14 protein-coding genes are annotated in these 15016 nt (G+C 61.2%); 12 read left to right on the top strand and 2 right to left on the bottom strand.

Translation table 11 applies throughout. The features are described 5' to 3' along the window. Positions 1-133: 133 nt before the first annotated feature. The 5 genes from edd to E3E11_RS01990 all read left to right on the top strand — a co-directional run bounded on the left by edd (position 134) and on the right by E3E11_RS01990 (position 5755). Complete coding sequence (gene edd / locus E3E11_RS02010; protein WP_141450960.1) at positions 134-2005, top strand: phosphogluconate dehydratase; 1872 nt, start codon at positions 134-136, stop codon at positions 2003-2005. Next, positions 2002-2628 (top strand): bifunctional 4-hydroxy-2-oxoglutarate aldolase/2-dehydro-3-deoxy-phosphogluconate aldolase, encoded by a 627-nt coding sequence (eda, locus tag E3E11_RS02005; RefSeq protein WP_141450959.1) that lies wholly within the window; start codon positions 2002-2004, stop codon positions 2626-2628. The genes edd and eda overlap by 4 nt, the downstream gene beginning before the upstream one ends. 168 nt (positions 2629-2796) lie before the next feature. Beyond that, positions 2797-4401: a bifunctional phosphoribosylaminoimidazolecarboxamide formyltransferase/IMP cyclohydrolase gene (gene purH / locus E3E11_RS02000; protein ID WP_141450958.1), complete on the top strand. Its 1605-nt coding sequence runs from the start codon at positions 2797-2799 to the stop codon at positions 4399-4401. 128 nt (positions 4402-4529) lie between these two features. Beyond that, positions 4530-4910, top strand: coding sequence for a hypothetical protein (locus tag E3E11_RS01995; protein ID WP_231118955.1), 381 nt, complete (start codon positions 4530-4532; stop codon positions 4908-4910). 80 nt (positions 4911-4990) lie between these two features. Further along, complete coding sequence (locus E3E11_RS01990; RefSeq protein ID WP_141450957.1) at positions 4991-5755, top strand: NAD kinase; 765 nt, start codon at positions 4991-4993, stop codon at positions 5753-5755. A gap of 68 nt (positions 5756-5823) precedes the next feature. Here E3E11_RS01990 and E3E11_RS01985 read toward each other — a convergent pair whose 3' ends face one another. Together E3E11_RS01985 and E3E11_RS01980 are read right to left on the bottom strand one after the other, a co-directional pair. After that, positions 5824-6819: a 2-hydroxyacid dehydrogenase gene (locus E3E11_RS01985; protein ID WP_231118954.1), complete on the bottom strand. Its 996-nt coding sequence runs from the start codon at positions 6817-6819 to the stop codon at positions 5824-5826. Between the two features lie 60 nt (positions 6820-6879). Beyond that, positions 6880-7347 carry a low molecular weight protein-tyrosine-phosphatase gene (locus tag E3E11_RS01980; RefSeq protein ID WP_141450956.1) on the bottom strand — a complete coding sequence of 156 codons (468 nt, stop codon included), beginning with the start codon at positions 7345-7347 and terminating at the stop codon, positions 6880-6882. A 213-nt stretch (positions 7348-7560) separates the two neighbouring features. Here E3E11_RS01980 and E3E11_RS01975 point away from each other — a divergent pair, with 213 nt between their 5' ends. The 7 genes from E3E11_RS01975 (at position 7561) to holA (ending at position 14945) form a co-directional block, all read left to right on the top strand. Further along, complete coding sequence (locus E3E11_RS01975; protein ID WP_141450955.1) at positions 7561-7998, top strand: hypothetical protein; 438 nt, start codon at positions 7561-7563, stop codon at positions 7996-7998. A gap of 102 nt (positions 7999-8100) precedes the next feature. Next, positions 8101-8325 carry a hypothetical protein gene (locus E3E11_RS01970; protein ID WP_141450954.1) on the top strand — a complete coding sequence of 75 codons (225 nt, stop codon included), beginning with the start codon at positions 8101-8103 and terminating at the stop codon, positions 8323-8325. A gap of 42 nt (positions 8326-8367) precedes the next feature. Further along, entirely contained in the window at positions 8368-8757 is a 390-nt protein-coding gene (locus E3E11_RS01965) for a hypothetical protein (RefSeq protein ID WP_141450953.1), read from the top strand. Between the two features lie 805 nt (positions 8758-9562). Next, the gene (locus E3E11_RS01960) at positions 9563-10156 is read left to right on the top strand and encodes a DUF3576 domain-containing protein (RefSeq protein ID WP_231118953.1); all 594 of its coding nucleotides are present in this window, start codon (positions 9563-9565) and stop codon (positions 10154-10156) included. A gap of 129 nt (positions 10157-10285) precedes the next feature. After that, positions 10286-12958, top strand: coding sequence for a leucine--tRNA ligase (gene leuS, locus E3E11_RS01955; RefSeq protein ID WP_141450952.1), 2673 nt, complete (start codon positions 10286-10288; stop codon positions 12956-12958). A gap of 40 nt (positions 12959-12998) precedes the next feature. Continuing rightward, complete coding sequence (locus E3E11_RS01950; protein WP_195804971.1) at positions 12999-13937, top strand: hypothetical protein; 939 nt, start codon at positions 12999-13001, stop codon at positions 13935-13937. Positions 13938-13949: 12 nt separating this feature from the next. After that, positions 13950-14945: a DNA polymerase III subunit delta gene (holA, locus tag E3E11_RS01945; protein ID WP_141450951.1), complete on the top strand. Its 996-nt coding sequence runs from the start codon at positions 13950-13952 to the stop codon at positions 14943-14945. Positions 14946-15016: the final 71 nt, after the last annotated feature.

The raw sequence follows: 15016 nt of genomic DNA, 5'->3' as shown, positions 1-15016 counted from the left end.
CCCGGTTGGCGTTTAATGCTTCCGAGACGCACCATATCAGGTGCGTTCGGATGATCATGTGATGCCGAGGCTCTCAGGGGGAATGGTCCCTCCTGTCTGTAGGGCGTCCCTCGAACAGCGAGTGTTTCTTTCAATGTCTCTGAATTCCGTTGTCGAACGCGTAACAGCCCGGGTGACCGAGCGGTCGAAAGGGTCGCGCCGCCGTTACCTGGAGCTGATGGAACGCAATCGCCAGAAGGGTGTTAATCGTACGCGCCTGTCGTGCAGCAATATGGCGCATGCCGTGGCTGCCGAACCCGATGCGATCAAGGAAGAACTGATCCATCCCAAGCCGCGCCATCCCAATATCGGCATTATCACCACCTATAACGATATGCTCTCGGCCCATCAGCCCTATGAGCATTATCCTGAGCAGATCAAGCTGTTCGCCCGTGAAGTGGGTGCGACCGCCCAGGTTGCGGCCGGCGCGCCGGCCATGTGCGACGGCGTGACGCAGGGTCAGGAAGGGATGGACCTTTCGCTCTTTTCGCGCGATGTCATCGGTCAGTCCACCGCCGTGGGCCTGTCGCATGGCATGTATGAAGCCGCTGCGCTGCTCGGAATCTGCGACAAGATCGTGCCTGGCCTGCTGATGGGGGCCCTGCGCTTCGGGTATCTGCCGACCATGCTGATCCCGGGTGGCCCGATGACGTCTGGCCTGCCCAATGAGGAAAAGGTGAAGATCCGCAAGCTCTTCATCGAAGGCAAGGTGTCCGAGAACGAGCTGATGCATGCCGAAATGGCGTCCTATCATGCGCCTGGCACCTGCACTTTCTACGGCACGGCCAACACCAACCAGATGGTGGTGGAATTCATGGGGCTGATGATGCCCGATTCCGCTTTTGCCATCACCAATACCCCGCTGCGCCAGGGCCTGACCCGAGCTGCGATCCACCGTCTTGCCGAGATGGGTCTGCACAGTGCCAATCCGCGCCCGCTGACGGAAGTGGTGACCGAGAAATCGGTCGTGAACGCCATCGTCGGTCTCATGGCCACCGGCGGCTCGACCAACCTGACCATCCATCTGCCTGCCATCGCGCGCGCTGCCGGCATCATCATCGACTGGGAGGACTACAACCTTCTCTCCGACGTGGTGCCTGATCTGGCCAAGATCTATCCGAGCAGTGCTGCTGACATCAACGCCTTCAACGAGGCAGGTGGCGTGCCCTCGGTCATCAGCGAGCTGATCAGTGCCGATCTGCTCCATACCGATGTCAAGACCGTCTATGGCGATAACCTGAAGGACTATGCCCAGCGCGCCATCCTCAAGGGCAAGGACATCGTCTATGCGCCGGCCGAGCCTTCCAAGAACCATGAGGTTCTGCGTCCGCTCAGCAATCCGTTCAGCAAGACGGGTGGCCTGAAGATGCTGGAAGGCAATCTCGGCCGCGGTGTGACCAAGGTCAGTGCCGTCGAGCCGCAGAATCTGGTCGTCGAAGCACCGGCCAAGGTCTTCCATACGCAGGATGCCGTGAAAGCAGCCCAGAAGAACGGCGAGCTGGATCAGGATACGGTGGTGGTGGTCCTGCATCAGGGGCCGCGTGCCAACGGCATGCCGGAGCTGCACATGCTGATCCCCGTGCTCGGCGTGCAGATGGACAAGGGCTATCATATGGCCCTGGTGACGGACGGACGTCTGTCGGGCGCCAGCGGGTCAGTGCCTTCCGCGGTGCATGTCTGGCCGGAAGCGCAGGTGGGCGGTCCGCTTGCCAAGGTGCGCGACGGCGACATGATCCGTGTCGACGGCCGTACCGGCAAACTGGAAGTCCTGGTCGACAAAAAAGAGTTTGATGCGCGTGAAGCCGTTCCGCCGGTCAAGCCGGATATCGGCACGGGCCGTGAACTGTTTGCGATGATGCGCCACTTCGCGCCATGCCCTGAAGAGGGCGGTTCGGCCATGCTGCGGCTCATGGACGAAGACCTGGAAAAGGTTGGCGATAATTTCTCTGGGGAGTTTACAGTATGACCGATCTCGTTAAGGAACTTGATGCCATCATGGACGCCTGCCCGATCATGCCGGTGCTGGTCGTCAAGGATGTTGCTCTGGCCCGCCCGCTGGCCGAGGCCCTGGTTTCCAATGGCGTCACCACCCTGGAAGTGACCCTGCGGACGCCCTGCGCCCTTGAAGTGATCCGTGAAATGTCCAAGGTGCCGGGAGCGCTCGTCGGTGCTGGCACGGTTCTGCATGGCCAGCATGTGGAGCAGGCTGCCGAGGCCGGCGCCAAGTTCCTGGTCAGCCCGGGCCTGACGCGTCCGCTGGCGGAAGCGGCTCATCGTCACCGCGTTCCTTTCCTGCCAGGCATCGCCAATGCCAGTGACATCATGTGCGGGCTTGATCTGGGGCTGCGTCGCTTCAAGTATTTCCCGGCCATGACCAATGGTGGCATTCCGGGCCTCAAGAGCCTGGCTTCCGTATTCGGCAGCTTGGGTGTGCGGTTCTGCCCCACGGGCGGCATTACCGAGCAGACCTACAAGGATTGGCTGGCTCTGCCCTTCGTGGCCTGTGTCGGTGGTTCCTGGCTGACGGCGGGCGATGCGTCTCCGGAAGTGGTCGCTCAGCGCGCAAAGGCCCTTGGCCTGAAGAAATAAGCGTTCTCTGCTTCTTGAGCAGTAACGTTTCTATGCAGCTCCTGCCCTGTGTGGCGGGAGCTGTTTTTGTTCTGCATGCGTTTCCGGGTGAGGCTAGGCGGGTGTGGGCCTGGCTTCTCTGGCTTCTGCTGTCTTGCGCCGGGAAGAGGGGCGGGATATCTCAGACCTATGACAACAGACACGACGACTGATCCGCGTCTTATGCCCCGGCGGGCTCTGCTTTCGGTTTCCGACAAGACGGACCTGGTCACTCTCGGGCGTGCGTTGGCAGACGCTAATGTCGAGATCCTTTCCACCGGGGGATCAGCTCACATTCTGCGTGAAGCCGGCCTCCCCGTGAAAGATGTATCGGAACATACCGGCTTTCCGGAAATTCTCGATGGGCGCGTCAAAACGCTGGTGCCCTGGATTCATGGCGGGATTCTCGGCCGGCGTGATCTGGCGACACACCGCGCGCAGATGGAAGCGCATGATATCGCGCCGATCGATCTGGTCTGTGTCAATCTGTATCCCTTTGCCCGCACTGTTGCGTCAGGCGCGGACGAGGCTGCCTGCGTGGAGAATATTGACATCGGGGGCCCGGCCATGTTGCGGGCTGCGGCCAAGAATTTCACGGACGTGGCCGTTCTGTGTGCGCCTGACCAGTATGCGGGCTTTATTGAAGCCCTTCAGACGGGCGGTACATCCCTGGCAGAGCGACGTGAGTGGGCTGCGGCCGCTTTTACCCATACTGCTGCTTATGACACCATGATCGCCAGCTGGTTCACCCGAACGGCTGAAGGAGCGACGCCCCAGACGCTGCCGCCTGTGCTGATGGTGGGAGGACAGCGCGATACGCTGCTGCGTTATGGAGAAAATCCGCACCAGCAGGCCGCTTTCTACAGGGACGGCAGTCAGCGCCCCGGCTTGGCAACGGCCCGCCAGCTCCAGGGCAAGGCGCTCAGCTACAACAACCTCAACGATACGGATGCCGCTTTTGAGGCGGTAGCCGAGTTTCAGGCCCCAAGCGTGGTGATCGTTAAACACGCCAATCCCTGTGGCGTGGCAAGTGCGGACAGCCTGGCGGAAGCCTGGGAGGCAGCCCTGCGCTGCGATCCGGTTTCGGCGTTCGGGGGTATTGTGGCGCTGAACCGCCCTCTGGATGGCAGGACGGCTGAAAAGATCAGTCAGATCTTCACCGAGGTGATTGTGGCCCCCGAGATCACGCCTGAGGCTCGGGAAGTGCTATCGGCAAAGAAAAATCTGCGCGTTCTCGAGACGGGTGGCATGCCTGATGCCGCTGCCGACGGGCTGAGCCTGCGTTCCGTTTCCGGAGGTTTTCTGGCCCAGACGCGCGACAATGGCCGCCTCCGCCCTAAAGAACTGAAAGTCGTTACCAAGCGCCAGCCCACTGCGCAGGAAATGGAAGATCTTCTCTTTGCCTTCCGGGTGGCTAAGCATGTGAAATCCAATGCGGTGATCTATGCGCGCGAGCAGGCGACGGTGGGGATTGGCGCCGGCCAGATGTCACGCGTTGACAGCGCCCGGATCGCTGCGCGCAAAAGCCGTGATGCCGCCCGTGCGGCGGGGAAGGAAGGGGCGCTGACTGAAAATTCTGTCGCTGCCTCGGATGCCTTTTTCCCTTTCGCGGATGGGTTGGAGAGCATCATTGAAGCAGGCGCTACGGCTGTCATTCAGCCGGGAGGGTCCATTCGTGACCAGGAAGTGATTGACGCAGCTGATGCAGCCGGGATTGCAATGGTGTTTACTGGAATGAGACATTTCCGGCATTGAGGCCGGCGGCGCCTGCGTCGATAAATGAGGGAGCAGGGGGAAACATGATGAGCCAGAAGATGTTTTGCAGTTGTTTTCAGTCTGCTTCCCGCCCTGTCGGCAGGCGACGTTTCGTTCGGAGGGTATCCGTGTTTCTGGGCCTTCTGGTGCTGGGGGCAGGGCTTGGCAGCCAATCGGTCGGCAGGGTGCAGGCCCAGGGTGCGCCCTGTCAGTATGACGTCAACGTGTTGCCGGTATTCGGCGGCGTGGTGAGTCGCGTGACGCCAGATGGCTTCATGTTCACCGATGGAACGGATGTGGTCCTGCCTGAATCTCTGCTGCCCTATCCGCGCCTGGACCAGCCTCTGAAAGTTCTGGGCCTGAAAGCCCTGAAGGGAAAAAAGGTCTGGGCGCTGGCCATTGCCGGAAATCCCCCTATCTGTCCCAGCTTGCACGACGTGCATATGGGAGCCTATCCGGGCTCGCCCGCCTATGACATCATCATTCACGGTGTCAATCCGGGGCTCTGAAAACCTAGGCCACCGGGGTCAGGCAACGGGTCTGGTCTTTCCGCCTTCTGGCTGTTTTCTGAAATCGGCAAGGGAATCGAATGAAAATCGCCTTCGTCGCTTCACGTACTGAGGAAGCCCAGAAAGCCCTGCATCGTCTGGCGGAACGCTATGGAAACGTGCCCCTGCAGGAGGCGGAAGTCCTGGTCTGCCTGGGGGGAGATGGCTTCATGCTCGAAACCCTGCACCGCATTCTGGCGCTCAACCATGCTTTGCCTGTGTACGGCATGAATTATGGCACCGTCGGCTTCCTGATGAACCCCCCGGCCGATGCGGGGCTCACTAAACGGCTGGCCCAGGCGGAACCGACGAGAATTTCCCCGCTTTTCATGCAGGCAACAACCGTTGGGGGGGAAGAGAAGTGCGGACTGGGGTTCAATGATGTCTTTCTCTACCGTGAAACCCGCCAGAGTGCCCGTATCCGGATTGAAGTGGATGGCAGGGTCCGCATGGATGAGCTGACCTGCGATGGTGTGCTGGTGGCAACTCCTGCGGGCTCGACAGCCTATAACCGCTCTGTTCACGGACCGATCATTCCCCTTGGCAGTGATCTCCTGTCCCTGACTCCCATCTCTCCCTTTCATCCCCGTCACTGGCGTGGAGCGCTGCTGCCAGCTGATGCAGTGGTGAGATTTGAGGTGCTGGATACAGATAAACGCCCGACTTCAGCCGTTGCAGGCCCGACTGAAGTCCGAGACGTGCGGGAAGTGACGGTCAAAATCGCTGAGGGCAAGGAAGTCACGCTGCTGTTCGATCCTGATCATGCCCTGTCGGAGCGCATCATCGCTGAACAGTTTGCCGCCTGAAAATCCGGCGTTTTCCCCTGCCCGCTCAGGCTCATTGAGCGGGCAGGGCTGAAAGCAAAAACGCGTTTTCAGACAAGCGGGGTCAGGAGCGGTTTACCTGCAAAGAAATTAAGCAGGTTCTCAATGACATTGTCGCCCATCTTCTGACGTGTCTGAACGGTCGCCGAACCCTGATGCGGCTGCAGGACCGTGTTCTCTAGGGTAAAGAAAGCCGGATTGATATCTGGCTCGTTCCAGAACACGTCGAGCCCTGCGGCGCGGATGGTCTTGTGTCGCAGGGCCTCGATCAGGGCCGGCTCATCCACCACGCTGCCACGGGCGACATTGACGAGATATCCGTTCGGCCCGAGGGCTTTGAGAACTTCCGCGTTCACCATGCCGCGGGTGGCAGGGCCGCCCGGCACGACCAGCATGAGCACATCCGCCCAGCTGGCCAGCGACAGAATATCCGGGAAATAGGGAAGGGGAGAAGGCTTGCCGTTTTCCTGGACCGGTCGGCGGCTGAAATAGCCCACTTCCATCTCGCAGGCCTGAGCGCGGCGACCGATGGCCTGGCCGATCTGCCCGAACCCAGCAATGCCCATACGGCAACCGGTCAGGCTGCTGCTCAGAGGCGGCGGCCCCTCACGCCATCTGCCTTCGCGCATGAAGCGGTCATTGGGCAGAATGTTACGCTTGACATCGAGCGTCAGGGCCATGGCCAGGTCGGCGACATCACTGGTGGGCAGTCCGGCCGTGGTAGTGACGCGGATGCCGCGGGCTTCAGCCTCGCCCAGATCAATGGCGTCCGTTCCCACGCCATTGACGGCGATGATCTGCAGATTGGGCAGCATGGCCATGAGAGCGGGGGGTACGCCTGGCCCACCACCAGTCGCAATGGCACGGATGCTATCGGCATAAGGCTGGACGGCTTCGAGAGTGGTGAAGCTGTGCACGTCAAAGCTCTTCCGTAGGCGGGCCATGACATCTTCCGGGAAGGTCTCGAGAACCAGAAGACCGATACCGGTATTGGGGCCGGTGGAGGTCTGCTCAGCAGGCATCGGGGTGATTGGCGTGGTGGGCATGGCCAGATATCCTTTTTTCAACGAAACTTCGCAGGGGGCGTTCAAAGCTGGAAACGGCGTTCAATCCAGCACCTTGCGTGCCAGAGCGGCACAGCCAGCGGTCACGTCCTGCCAGGTCGTTTCGAAATCTTCAGGTGTGCCGTAATAAGGGTCCGCAACGTCGTCGCCCTTTCGGCCCGGCACGTCATCAAGCATAAGCACCAGCTCGGCCTGGGAATGGGCGGGTTTGAGGCGTTTGAGGGCTTTGAGGTGCGACCTGTCCAACGCGACGATATGGGTGAAACGGTCAAAATCTTCCGGCTTCACCTGGCGGGCGTGCTGGCCTCTGGTGGTCAGCCCGTGTTTTTCGGCAATGGCGCGTGAGCGGTGGTCGGGCGGTGCGCCGACATGCCAGTTGCCTGTGCCGGCAGAATCAATGTCCAGCGACAGCCCGCGCCGTTCAGCTTCCTGGCGCATCGCCAGTTCCGCCAGGGGGGAGCGGCAGATATTGCCTGTGCAGACGAAGAGAAAGGAAGGTGAAGAGGTCATGGCGGTCCTGTTGATGCGGCGGCTCGATCTGGGCAGCAGTGTAAGCTCTACCCTGGGCCCAAACCGCTGCCGGATGCAACTTTCATGCATCTTTTGGCACGGCTCTTTTCCGCGCTGGGGAAAGGGGTGTTATGAGGCGTGCAGGCATAGGCAACGGGCAACGGGCTCTCAATCACAAACCGTCAAGCCCCCGCAGAGGAACCTGGTAACGCAATGAAGCAGATTGCTGAGCAGCATGGCGATGAAGATCTGCCGAAACCAGGGGCAAGCGCTCCGGGAGAGGAAGAGCTGGAGGAACGGCTTTCAGAGGCGATGGGGGTTGATCCCTCCCTGCAGGCGCTGCGGGAAGCCGTGCTGCGAAAGGTGGAGGAAAAGACGGGTTCTGCCACCTCTTCAATGAAGAGCGGAGAAGAAGCAGAGCTGGCCACCCTCATTGAACGCCTTTCTCCGCGCCAGCGCCTGCTCCTGAAAGGGGCTTACGGGCTGTTCCTCGCTTTTCTGAGCCTGCTGATCGCCCTGGTGCTGATGACAGGCTACAGTCACTGGCAGGCTGGACAGGACCGGGCATCAGGTCTGCACGAGCGTGTCACGCACCCTGCGGGAAACGCCCCGACCGGCTCCGAACGCGCGCCAGACCCCCGAAACGGTTGAGGGACCTGGCAGAATTGGGCTTGTCAGGAGAGGCGGGTTGGGCTTTGCTCTGAAGATTGTTGGTGGCAAAGTCTTGCAGCCTTGTGAGCAGGAGAACCCCGAATGACTTCCCCGGATCCTTCCTCTACGACCTATGAGCTCTATCCGCAGGATGGGGGCATCCTGCAATGGGCAGGTCCTGCTGAAAGCCGGGAAGCCGCCTTGAACGTGCTCTGCTCGGAAGCCGGCGGCACGAGCGCGGAAGACCCGGACATGATCTCAGCCTATCAGGCCCCGATCAACGATGACGACCTGATGAACCACGCCTTTGAGGAATGCCCGTTCTGATTCCGCCCTCCGCCAGAGCAGCCTGAAAAGTTGAAAGATACCATGTCGCAGTCCAGCAAATCTTCCGCCGCGCCGAAGGTCTTCGCGGTTCTTTCCCTGTATGCCGAGGGCCTCAAGGGCCAGCGCGTGCTGCTGCAGAAACTGCGCGTCAACATCACGCCCAGCCTGGTCACATTGTATGCGCCCCCCGATTCCATGGGAGCTCAAGGTGTGCAGAGCCAGATTGACCTGCTGGAAAAGGGCACGCCTGCCGAAAAGCGCCGTGTCGCCCGTGACCTGGTCTGGGCCGCGCCCTACAATCCCGAGCTGGCCCCGGTCGGCGCCCTGGTTTCAGCCCTGCAGGGCCTGAAAATCCCCGGCGCGCTGGATGCACGGATCGAGGTGGATGAGCTCAAAGCCTGGAAAAAGGCGGAATATCCTGACGCAAGGTAAATTATTCCGATAGCGTCGTTGCATCAGGAACTTGAAAATTCAGGGGTAAATTCGGGGAGTAATTATCCCCAGCACCCGATTTGATACCCGTGATTTTACCCAGCTTTGCGCTGGATGCACTAAGACACCCTTAGACTGATTCAGACAAGAGACAACAAAAAATCCGCAGTTTTCTGCGGGTCTCATACTGATATGGACTGTTCTGGAAACTTTTTTGGTGTCCACGGGGGGATTCGAACCCTCGACCCCAGGATTCATGCCACTTCGGCTTTCGCCGCCTTTCCACTTGCGCCCGAAGGGCAGGGGCGGAAAGTTCGTGGTCTGGACTGTCTCTTCACCGTGGAGAAGGAGAACCCTCCTCCGGACGGTGTCGCCCGTTCAGTCTCTACACCTTCCGGATCCCGGCGACTCTTCCAGAGATCTGGCAGGGTCGGAGCGGGAACCGGCTTGGCTCGGGATCGGCACGGCCAGGAGGCCAGAGCTTTCCCCGAATTTGAGCGAATCCACCACGGCGGTTTCCCGCGCACGGCGCCCAATTGATTTAGGAATCCTGTGCTCTATCCAGCTGAGCTACGTGGACACACGACCAATGTATCTACCCTGCCCGCCTGTTGCAGACAAGAGAGAAGAGGGCTCATGCAGGGTGGGTGCTAATATCCTGCAAGCAGGCAAAGACGGGTTGGCCTGTGGCGGGGAGCGCGATATGTTGGCAGGCTTTCCAGTCGTCTCCGGTGACAGCCAGCCAGGAGCGCTTTCGTGAACCGGCCCTGGCACGGCCCTGCAGAAACGCCCTTTCAGGATTTTCATGTCTCAGCAGTTTTTGATGTTCCGGCAATCGCCGGTCCGACTGGCCCGCTTCCTTCCGTTTCACTCACCGGACCGGCAGGTCGGGTCATGGCGTGGCAGCCTGCTGCAGGTGGGGCGTCTGGCGGGGCTGGTTCTGTTCAGCACTGTTGTGCTGGGCAGTCTGCAGGGCTGCGGCGGCGGGCGCGATCCTTCCTCCCTGACCAAGCCGCGCAATCACCTGCTCGGCATTGACCGCGGCGCGCAGGGCGGCAGTGACCAGCTGCGCGGCGGGGTGAATGCCTATCTGTGGCGCGGCGCGATTGACACGCTTTCCTTCATGCCGCTGGCCTCTGCCGACGCACAGGGCGGCGTGATCCTGACCGACTGGTATGAACCCCCGGGCACGCAGGGAGAGCGGTTCAAGATTGCCGCCTATATTCTGGACCGTCAGCTGCGTTCCGATGCATTGCGGGTGGTGATTTTCCGTCAGGTGCGCACAAAGAGCGGGGAGTGGGAGGATACGCCGGTAGCCCCCACCACCGTGTCTGACATCACGGCGCGCATTCTTGAACGCGCTCGCCAGCTGCGTGCTGAGAACAAGGCCGGCAAATAACCCCGCTTTTCCGGAGCAGGCACCGTTTCCCTTTCTGAAAGACCGCCGCCTGGCGGCTGAAGGGACAGATGGTCTTCGGTTTGCTCTGTTTCCGGTTTTTCCCTTCGCTGACGGATGCGACGCGTTTTTATGAGCAAGCCTTCTACCTCGTTCCCTCATGTGCCGGAGGGGCTGAAACAGTCAGGGGCCCCGCAGTCTCAGGGCGCGGAGCAGGAAAGCTTTGATTTCCAGGCGCGCGAGCCTTACTGGCAGAAACGCTGGGCTGAGAGCGGCGTGTTCGACGTGCCGGACGTGCCGCCAGCAGATAAGCCGAAATATTACGTGCTGGAGATGTTCCCTTATCCCTCCGGCCAGCTGCATGTCGGCCATGTGCGCAATTACGCCCTGGGCGATGTGGTGGCGCGCTACAAGCGGGCCCGCGGCTTTTCAGTGCTGCATCCGATGGGATGGGATGCCTTCGGGCTGCCGGCGGAAAACGCGGCGCGGGAGCGGGGCGTGCATCCGGGCGTCTGGACCATGCAGAACATTGCCGCCATGCGCACAACTTTGCAGCGCCTGGGCTTCTCGCTGGACTGGAAGCGCGAGATCGCCACCTGCCTGCCTGAGTATTACGGCCAGCAGCAGAAGCTCTTTCTCGACATGCTGCGCGCAGGGCTGGTGGAACGACGCGATGCTTCGGTCAACTGGGACCCGGTCGACAACACCGTTCTGGCCAATGAGCAGGTCGTGGATGGCAGGGGCTGGCGTTCAGGTGCTCCGATCGAAAAGCGGCTTCTCTCGCAGTGGTTTCTGAAAATCACGGATTTTGCCGAGCCCCTGCTTGAGGGCCTGAAACATCTTGAACGCTGGCCCGAACGTGTTCGCACCATGCAGGAACGCTGGATCGGCAAATCTGAAGGCACGAAAATCCGTTTCCCGTTGCAGTCCCCCCCAGCCGAGCTGGCAGCGCTGGGGCCTGAAGGGCAGCATATCGAGATATTCACGACACGCCCCGATACGTTGTTCGGGCTGAGCTTCATCGGCATCGCTGCTGACCATCCTCTGGCCCGGAAACTGGCGGAAACGAATCCGGAAATTGCCGCTTTCGCTGAGGAATGCCGCCGCATGGGCACTTCGGAGGAAGCTGTTGCCACGGCTGAAAAGCGCGGCTTCGATACGGGGTTGCGCGTGGCCAATCCGCTCAATCCCCAACAGACCGCGCCGGTGTGGATTGCCAATTTCGTCCTGACTGAATACGGAACGGGCGCCGTGTTCGCCTGTCCGTGCGGGGATCAGCGCGATCTGGACTTTGCGCGGAAATATGATTTGCCTGTTCCCTCGGTGCTTTTGCCCAAGGGCGAGGATGCGGCGACCTTCCAGGTGGGGGATAAAGCCGTGACCGGCCCGGTCACGCTTTACAATTCCAGTTTTCTGGATGGAATGAAGCCCAAGGAAGCGCGTAAGGCGGCGATTGCACGGCTGCAAGAGCTTGGTGCCGGCGAGGCAGTTACCAACTGGCGCCTGCGCGACTGGGGCATTTCCCGCCAGCGTTACTGGGGCTGTCCGATCCCGATCATCTACTGTGAGACCTGCGGGGCGGTGCCGGTACCTGAAGATCAGCTGCCGGTCGAACTCCCCCAGGATGTGAGCTTCGATCGGCCCGGCAATCCGCTTGACCACCACCCGACCTGGAAGCACGTCACCTGCCCGCAATGTGACCAGCCTGCGCGCCGGGAAACCGATACGTTCGATACCTTTGTGGACAGTTCCTGGTATTTCGCACGCTTCACCAGCCCCCATGCACCGACGCCGACCGTGCCTGCCGCAGCCAATGGGTGGCTGCCCGTTGACCAGTATATCGGCGGGATCGAGCATGCCATCCTGCACCTTCTCTATGCGCGCTTCTTTACGCGTGCCATGCATGAAACCGGTCATGTCGATGTGGACGAACCCTTCAGCGGGCTGTTCACGCAGGGGATGGTCACCCATGAAAGCTACCGCGACGGTGAGCAGTGGCTTTATCCGGAAGAGGTCGAAAAGCGCGACGGGACAGTCGTGCGCAAGGACAGTGGCGCGCCTGTCAGGGTCGGGCGTTCCGAGAAAATGTCCAAATCAAAGCGTAATACCGTTTCGCCCGTGGAGATCATCGAACGTTACGGGGCTGATACCGCGCGCTGGTTTGTCCTCTCCGACAGTCCGCCCGAGCGTGACATGGAGTGGACCGCAGCCGGCGTGGCAGCAGCGGCGCGTTTCATGCAGCGCCTCTACCGCCTGACGCGTTCGGTGGCGGAACGTGACGGCCTGCAGAACGCGCACGGCCCGGCAGGCGAAGAGCTGCGCCGTGCCACGCACCGCACGATTGCCGCGGTGACCGAGGCGCTGGAAGGCTTCAGCCCCAACGTGGCTGTGGCGCGCCTGCATGAGCTCGCTTCCGCGCTGGGTGAGGCGGAGAAAAAGGAAGGCGACGGTCTGCCGGCTGCGCGCCGTGAGGCAGCCACCGTGCTGGCGCAGCTGGTTGCGCCGATGATGCCGCATCTGGGCGAAGAGCTGATGGCCGTGCTGGAGCCGGACGGTCCCATGGTGGTTGAACGCCCCTGGCCGGAGGCCCAGGACGCCCTGCTGGCTCAGACCAGCGTCACGCTTGGCGTGCAGGTGCTGGGCAAACTGCGTGGCACGATCTCCTGCCCGCCAGACCTGCCGCGTGATGAAGTGCTGGCCCTGGCCCGGGCAGAGCCGAACGTTGCGCGTGCACTGGCGGGGAAAACCATCGTCAAGGAGATCTATGTGCCGGGCCGCATCATCAATTTCGTCGTCAAAGGCTGACAGGCAGCGACCGAAGGGCGGCAGGGAAGGGGAAGGCGAGATGAAACGCAGTCGGACAGCTGGAAACCAGGCCGGAAACCGGCCTCACCTGTCTGTTTCAGGGGATCTGCTGCGGATGCTGCGCGCTCTTGGTCTGGCAAGCGTCAGTCTGGTCTGCATTCCGCTGGGGGGATGTGGATTCAAACCGCTTTACGGCCATGCGCGCGGGACTAACTCAACCGTTTCAGCCCAGATGCAGAACGTGTTTGTCGCCAATACGGGGGGCGGGCGTTTCGGCCAGGTCCTGCGGCTTGGCCTGCAGCAGGAAATGGCTGGCCCCAGCTCGGCCCCGCCCAGCGGCTATACCCTCAATGCCTGGGGCAATGTTTCCTTCGAAGCGATTGACATCCATGAGGACAACACGTCAGGCCGCATGCGGATGCTGGGGACGGCCAATTGGCAGCTTTTCACGGTCGGCGTGCATCCGAAGTTGCTGGCGCAGGGCCATACCTCCACGCTTGATGGCTTCAACCCCCTGATCGACCAGACCTTCGCCCAGACGCTGAATGCCGAGACCGGGACGGAACGCGTGGCAAAAAACCTCGCCCACCAGATCAGCGAACAGGTGGCGATCTGGTTCCGCTCCCATCAGTCGCTTGGCGCCATCGATACCGCGCATCCTGAAATGTATCTCAATGCGGCAGATACAGGCAGTGGTGGGGCACGCTATCAGCAGCTTGGCGCAGACGGCTTCCCCGCTGCTGCAACCGGGCGCACATCCGGTCAATCGACCGATGCTACCCTGACCGCCATGCCTGATATCGACACCGGTGGCCCGGCCGGCACGCCTGGCCATCCGCTTGGAAACGGCACTACAGGCGGGAACAGAAACGGCCCTTCCGGCCAACCCCGGGGAAGCAGTGCTGATTCCGGTGCCATGCCGGATGGTGCTTACAATGCGGGGCCGGACGGGCTGCCTGAAGGGCCGGGCAGTCAGTAAGGCGCCTGGGACATGAAAATCGAAACACGGAATGTCGGGCGGGTTCTGGGCGAGGTCGGTTCATGGCGGGGCCTGCTTCTTTACGGGGAAGACAGCGGTCTGATCCGTGAACGGGCGCAACAGGCAGCGCGAAGTGTGGCGGGTGACCTGAAGGACCCTTTCCGTGTGGCGTGTCTTGAAGGCGAGGAACAGAACCGGTTGGAAGAGGAGGCGACCGCCCTGTCACTGACGGGTGGGCGGCGGGTAGTGTGGGTTCGTGAAGCGCAGGATTCTCTGGTCCCCCAACTTGAACGTGTTCTCAAGGGCGAAAGCGATACCTTGATCATCCTGGAAGCGGCCGGGCTGACGCCGCGGTCCAAGCTGCGAAGTTTTGCTGAAAAAAACAAAGCTGTCGCGGCGATCGGTTGTTACCCCGAAGAAGGCCGTGCCCTTTCCCAGACTATTTCCTCGGCCCTGGCGCAGGAAAAAATCAGTCTTTCGCGTGAGGCCATGACCTGGCTTTTGGCCCATCTCGGCTCAGACCGGAGCCTGGTGCGCGGAGAACTTGAAAAGCTCTCCCTTTACGGGCGGCCGGGCGAGCAGCTGGAGCTGGAAGACGTTCGCAACTGCATCGGTGATTCGGCTGGCAGCACGATGGAGGAAGCGGTTTATGCCGCACTGGCAGGTCAGCGCGAGCGTGCCGACCAGGCCCTTGAGCGCGCTTTTGCTGATGGCGCTTCGCCCATTGCCTTTACCCGTGTCGTGCTGAATGTTCTGGAGCGGTTGCAGCTGGCCTCGCTGCATGTTCAGGCCGGCCAGTCACGGCAGGAGGCGATAAGTGCGCTGCGTCCGCCGGTTTTCTTCCGCCGCAGGGAAATGTTTCTGCGGGCTCTGGAGCGCTGGTCTGGAGAGGGGTTGCAACGCGCTGCCGCCGCCACCCAGGCGCTGGAGCTGGCCTGCAAACAGAGCGGCGCACCTGACATTCTGCTGTGTCAGCGCCATCTGGCGCGTCTGGGGCGGGCGGTCTAGCGGGAAAATCTCCTTTTCCCCAGGAAGAAGAGAGCGATGCAGAAGCTGGCATCTGTACACGACCTCAGGAA

The sequence above is a fragment of the Oecophyllibacter saccharovorans genome (assembly GCF_006542375.1).
Classification (GTDB): Bacteria; Pseudomonadota; Alphaproteobacteria; order Acetobacterales; family Acetobacteraceae; genus Oecophyllibacter; species Oecophyllibacter saccharovorans.
This window is presented reverse-complemented; position numbering and strand designations above follow the sequence as displayed.

Excerpts from the sequence above, each read along its gene's own strand:
- edd (WP_141450960.1), top strand. The coding sequence starts at position 134 with ATGTCTCTGAATTCCGTTGTCGAACGCGTAACAGCCCGGGTGACCGAG.
- eda (WP_141450959.1), top strand. The coding sequence starts at position 2,002 with ATGACCGATCTCGTTAAGGAACTTGATGCCATCATGGACGCCTGCCCG.
- purH (WP_141450958.1), top strand. The coding sequence starts at position 2,797 with ATGACAACAGACACGACGACTGATCCGCGTCTTATGCCCCGGCGGGCT.
- E3E11_RS01990 (WP_141450957.1), top strand. The coding sequence starts at position 4,991 with ATGAAAATCGCCTTCGTCGCTTCACGTACTGAGGAAGCCCAGAAAGCC.
- E3E11_RS01985 (WP_231118954.1), bottom strand. The coding sequence starts at position 6,819 with ATGCCCACCACGCCAATCACCCCGATGCCTGCTGAGCAGACCTCCACC.
- E3E11_RS01980 (WP_141450956.1), bottom strand. The coding sequence starts at position 7,347 with ATGACCTCTTCACCTTCCTTTCTCTTCGTCTGCACAGGCAATATCTGC.
- E3E11_RS01975 (WP_141450955.1), top strand. The coding sequence starts at position 7,561 with ATGAAGCAGATTGCTGAGCAGCATGGCGATGAAGATCTGCCGAAACCA.
- E3E11_RS01970 (WP_141450954.1), top strand. The coding sequence starts at position 8,101 with ATGACTTCCCCGGATCCTTCCTCTACGACCTATGAGCTCTATCCGCAG.
- E3E11_RS01965 (WP_141450953.1), top strand. The coding sequence starts at position 8,368 with ATGTCGCAGTCCAGCAAATCTTCCGCCGCGCCGAAGGTCTTCGCGGTT.
- E3E11_RS01960 (WP_231118953.1), top strand. The coding sequence starts at position 9,563 with ATGTCTCAGCAGTTTTTGATGTTCCGGCAATCGCCGGTCCGACTGGCC.
- leuS (WP_141450952.1), top strand. The coding sequence starts at position 10,286 with ATGAGCAAGCCTTCTACCTCGTTCCCTCATGTGCCGGAGGGGCTGAAA.
- E3E11_RS01950 (WP_195804971.1), top strand. The coding sequence starts at position 12,999 with ATGAAACGCAGTCGGACAGCTGGAAACCAGGCCGGAAACCGGCCTCAC.
- holA (WP_141450951.1), top strand. The coding sequence starts at position 13,950 with ATGAAAATCGAAACACGGAATGTCGGGCGGGTTCTGGGCGAGGTCGGT.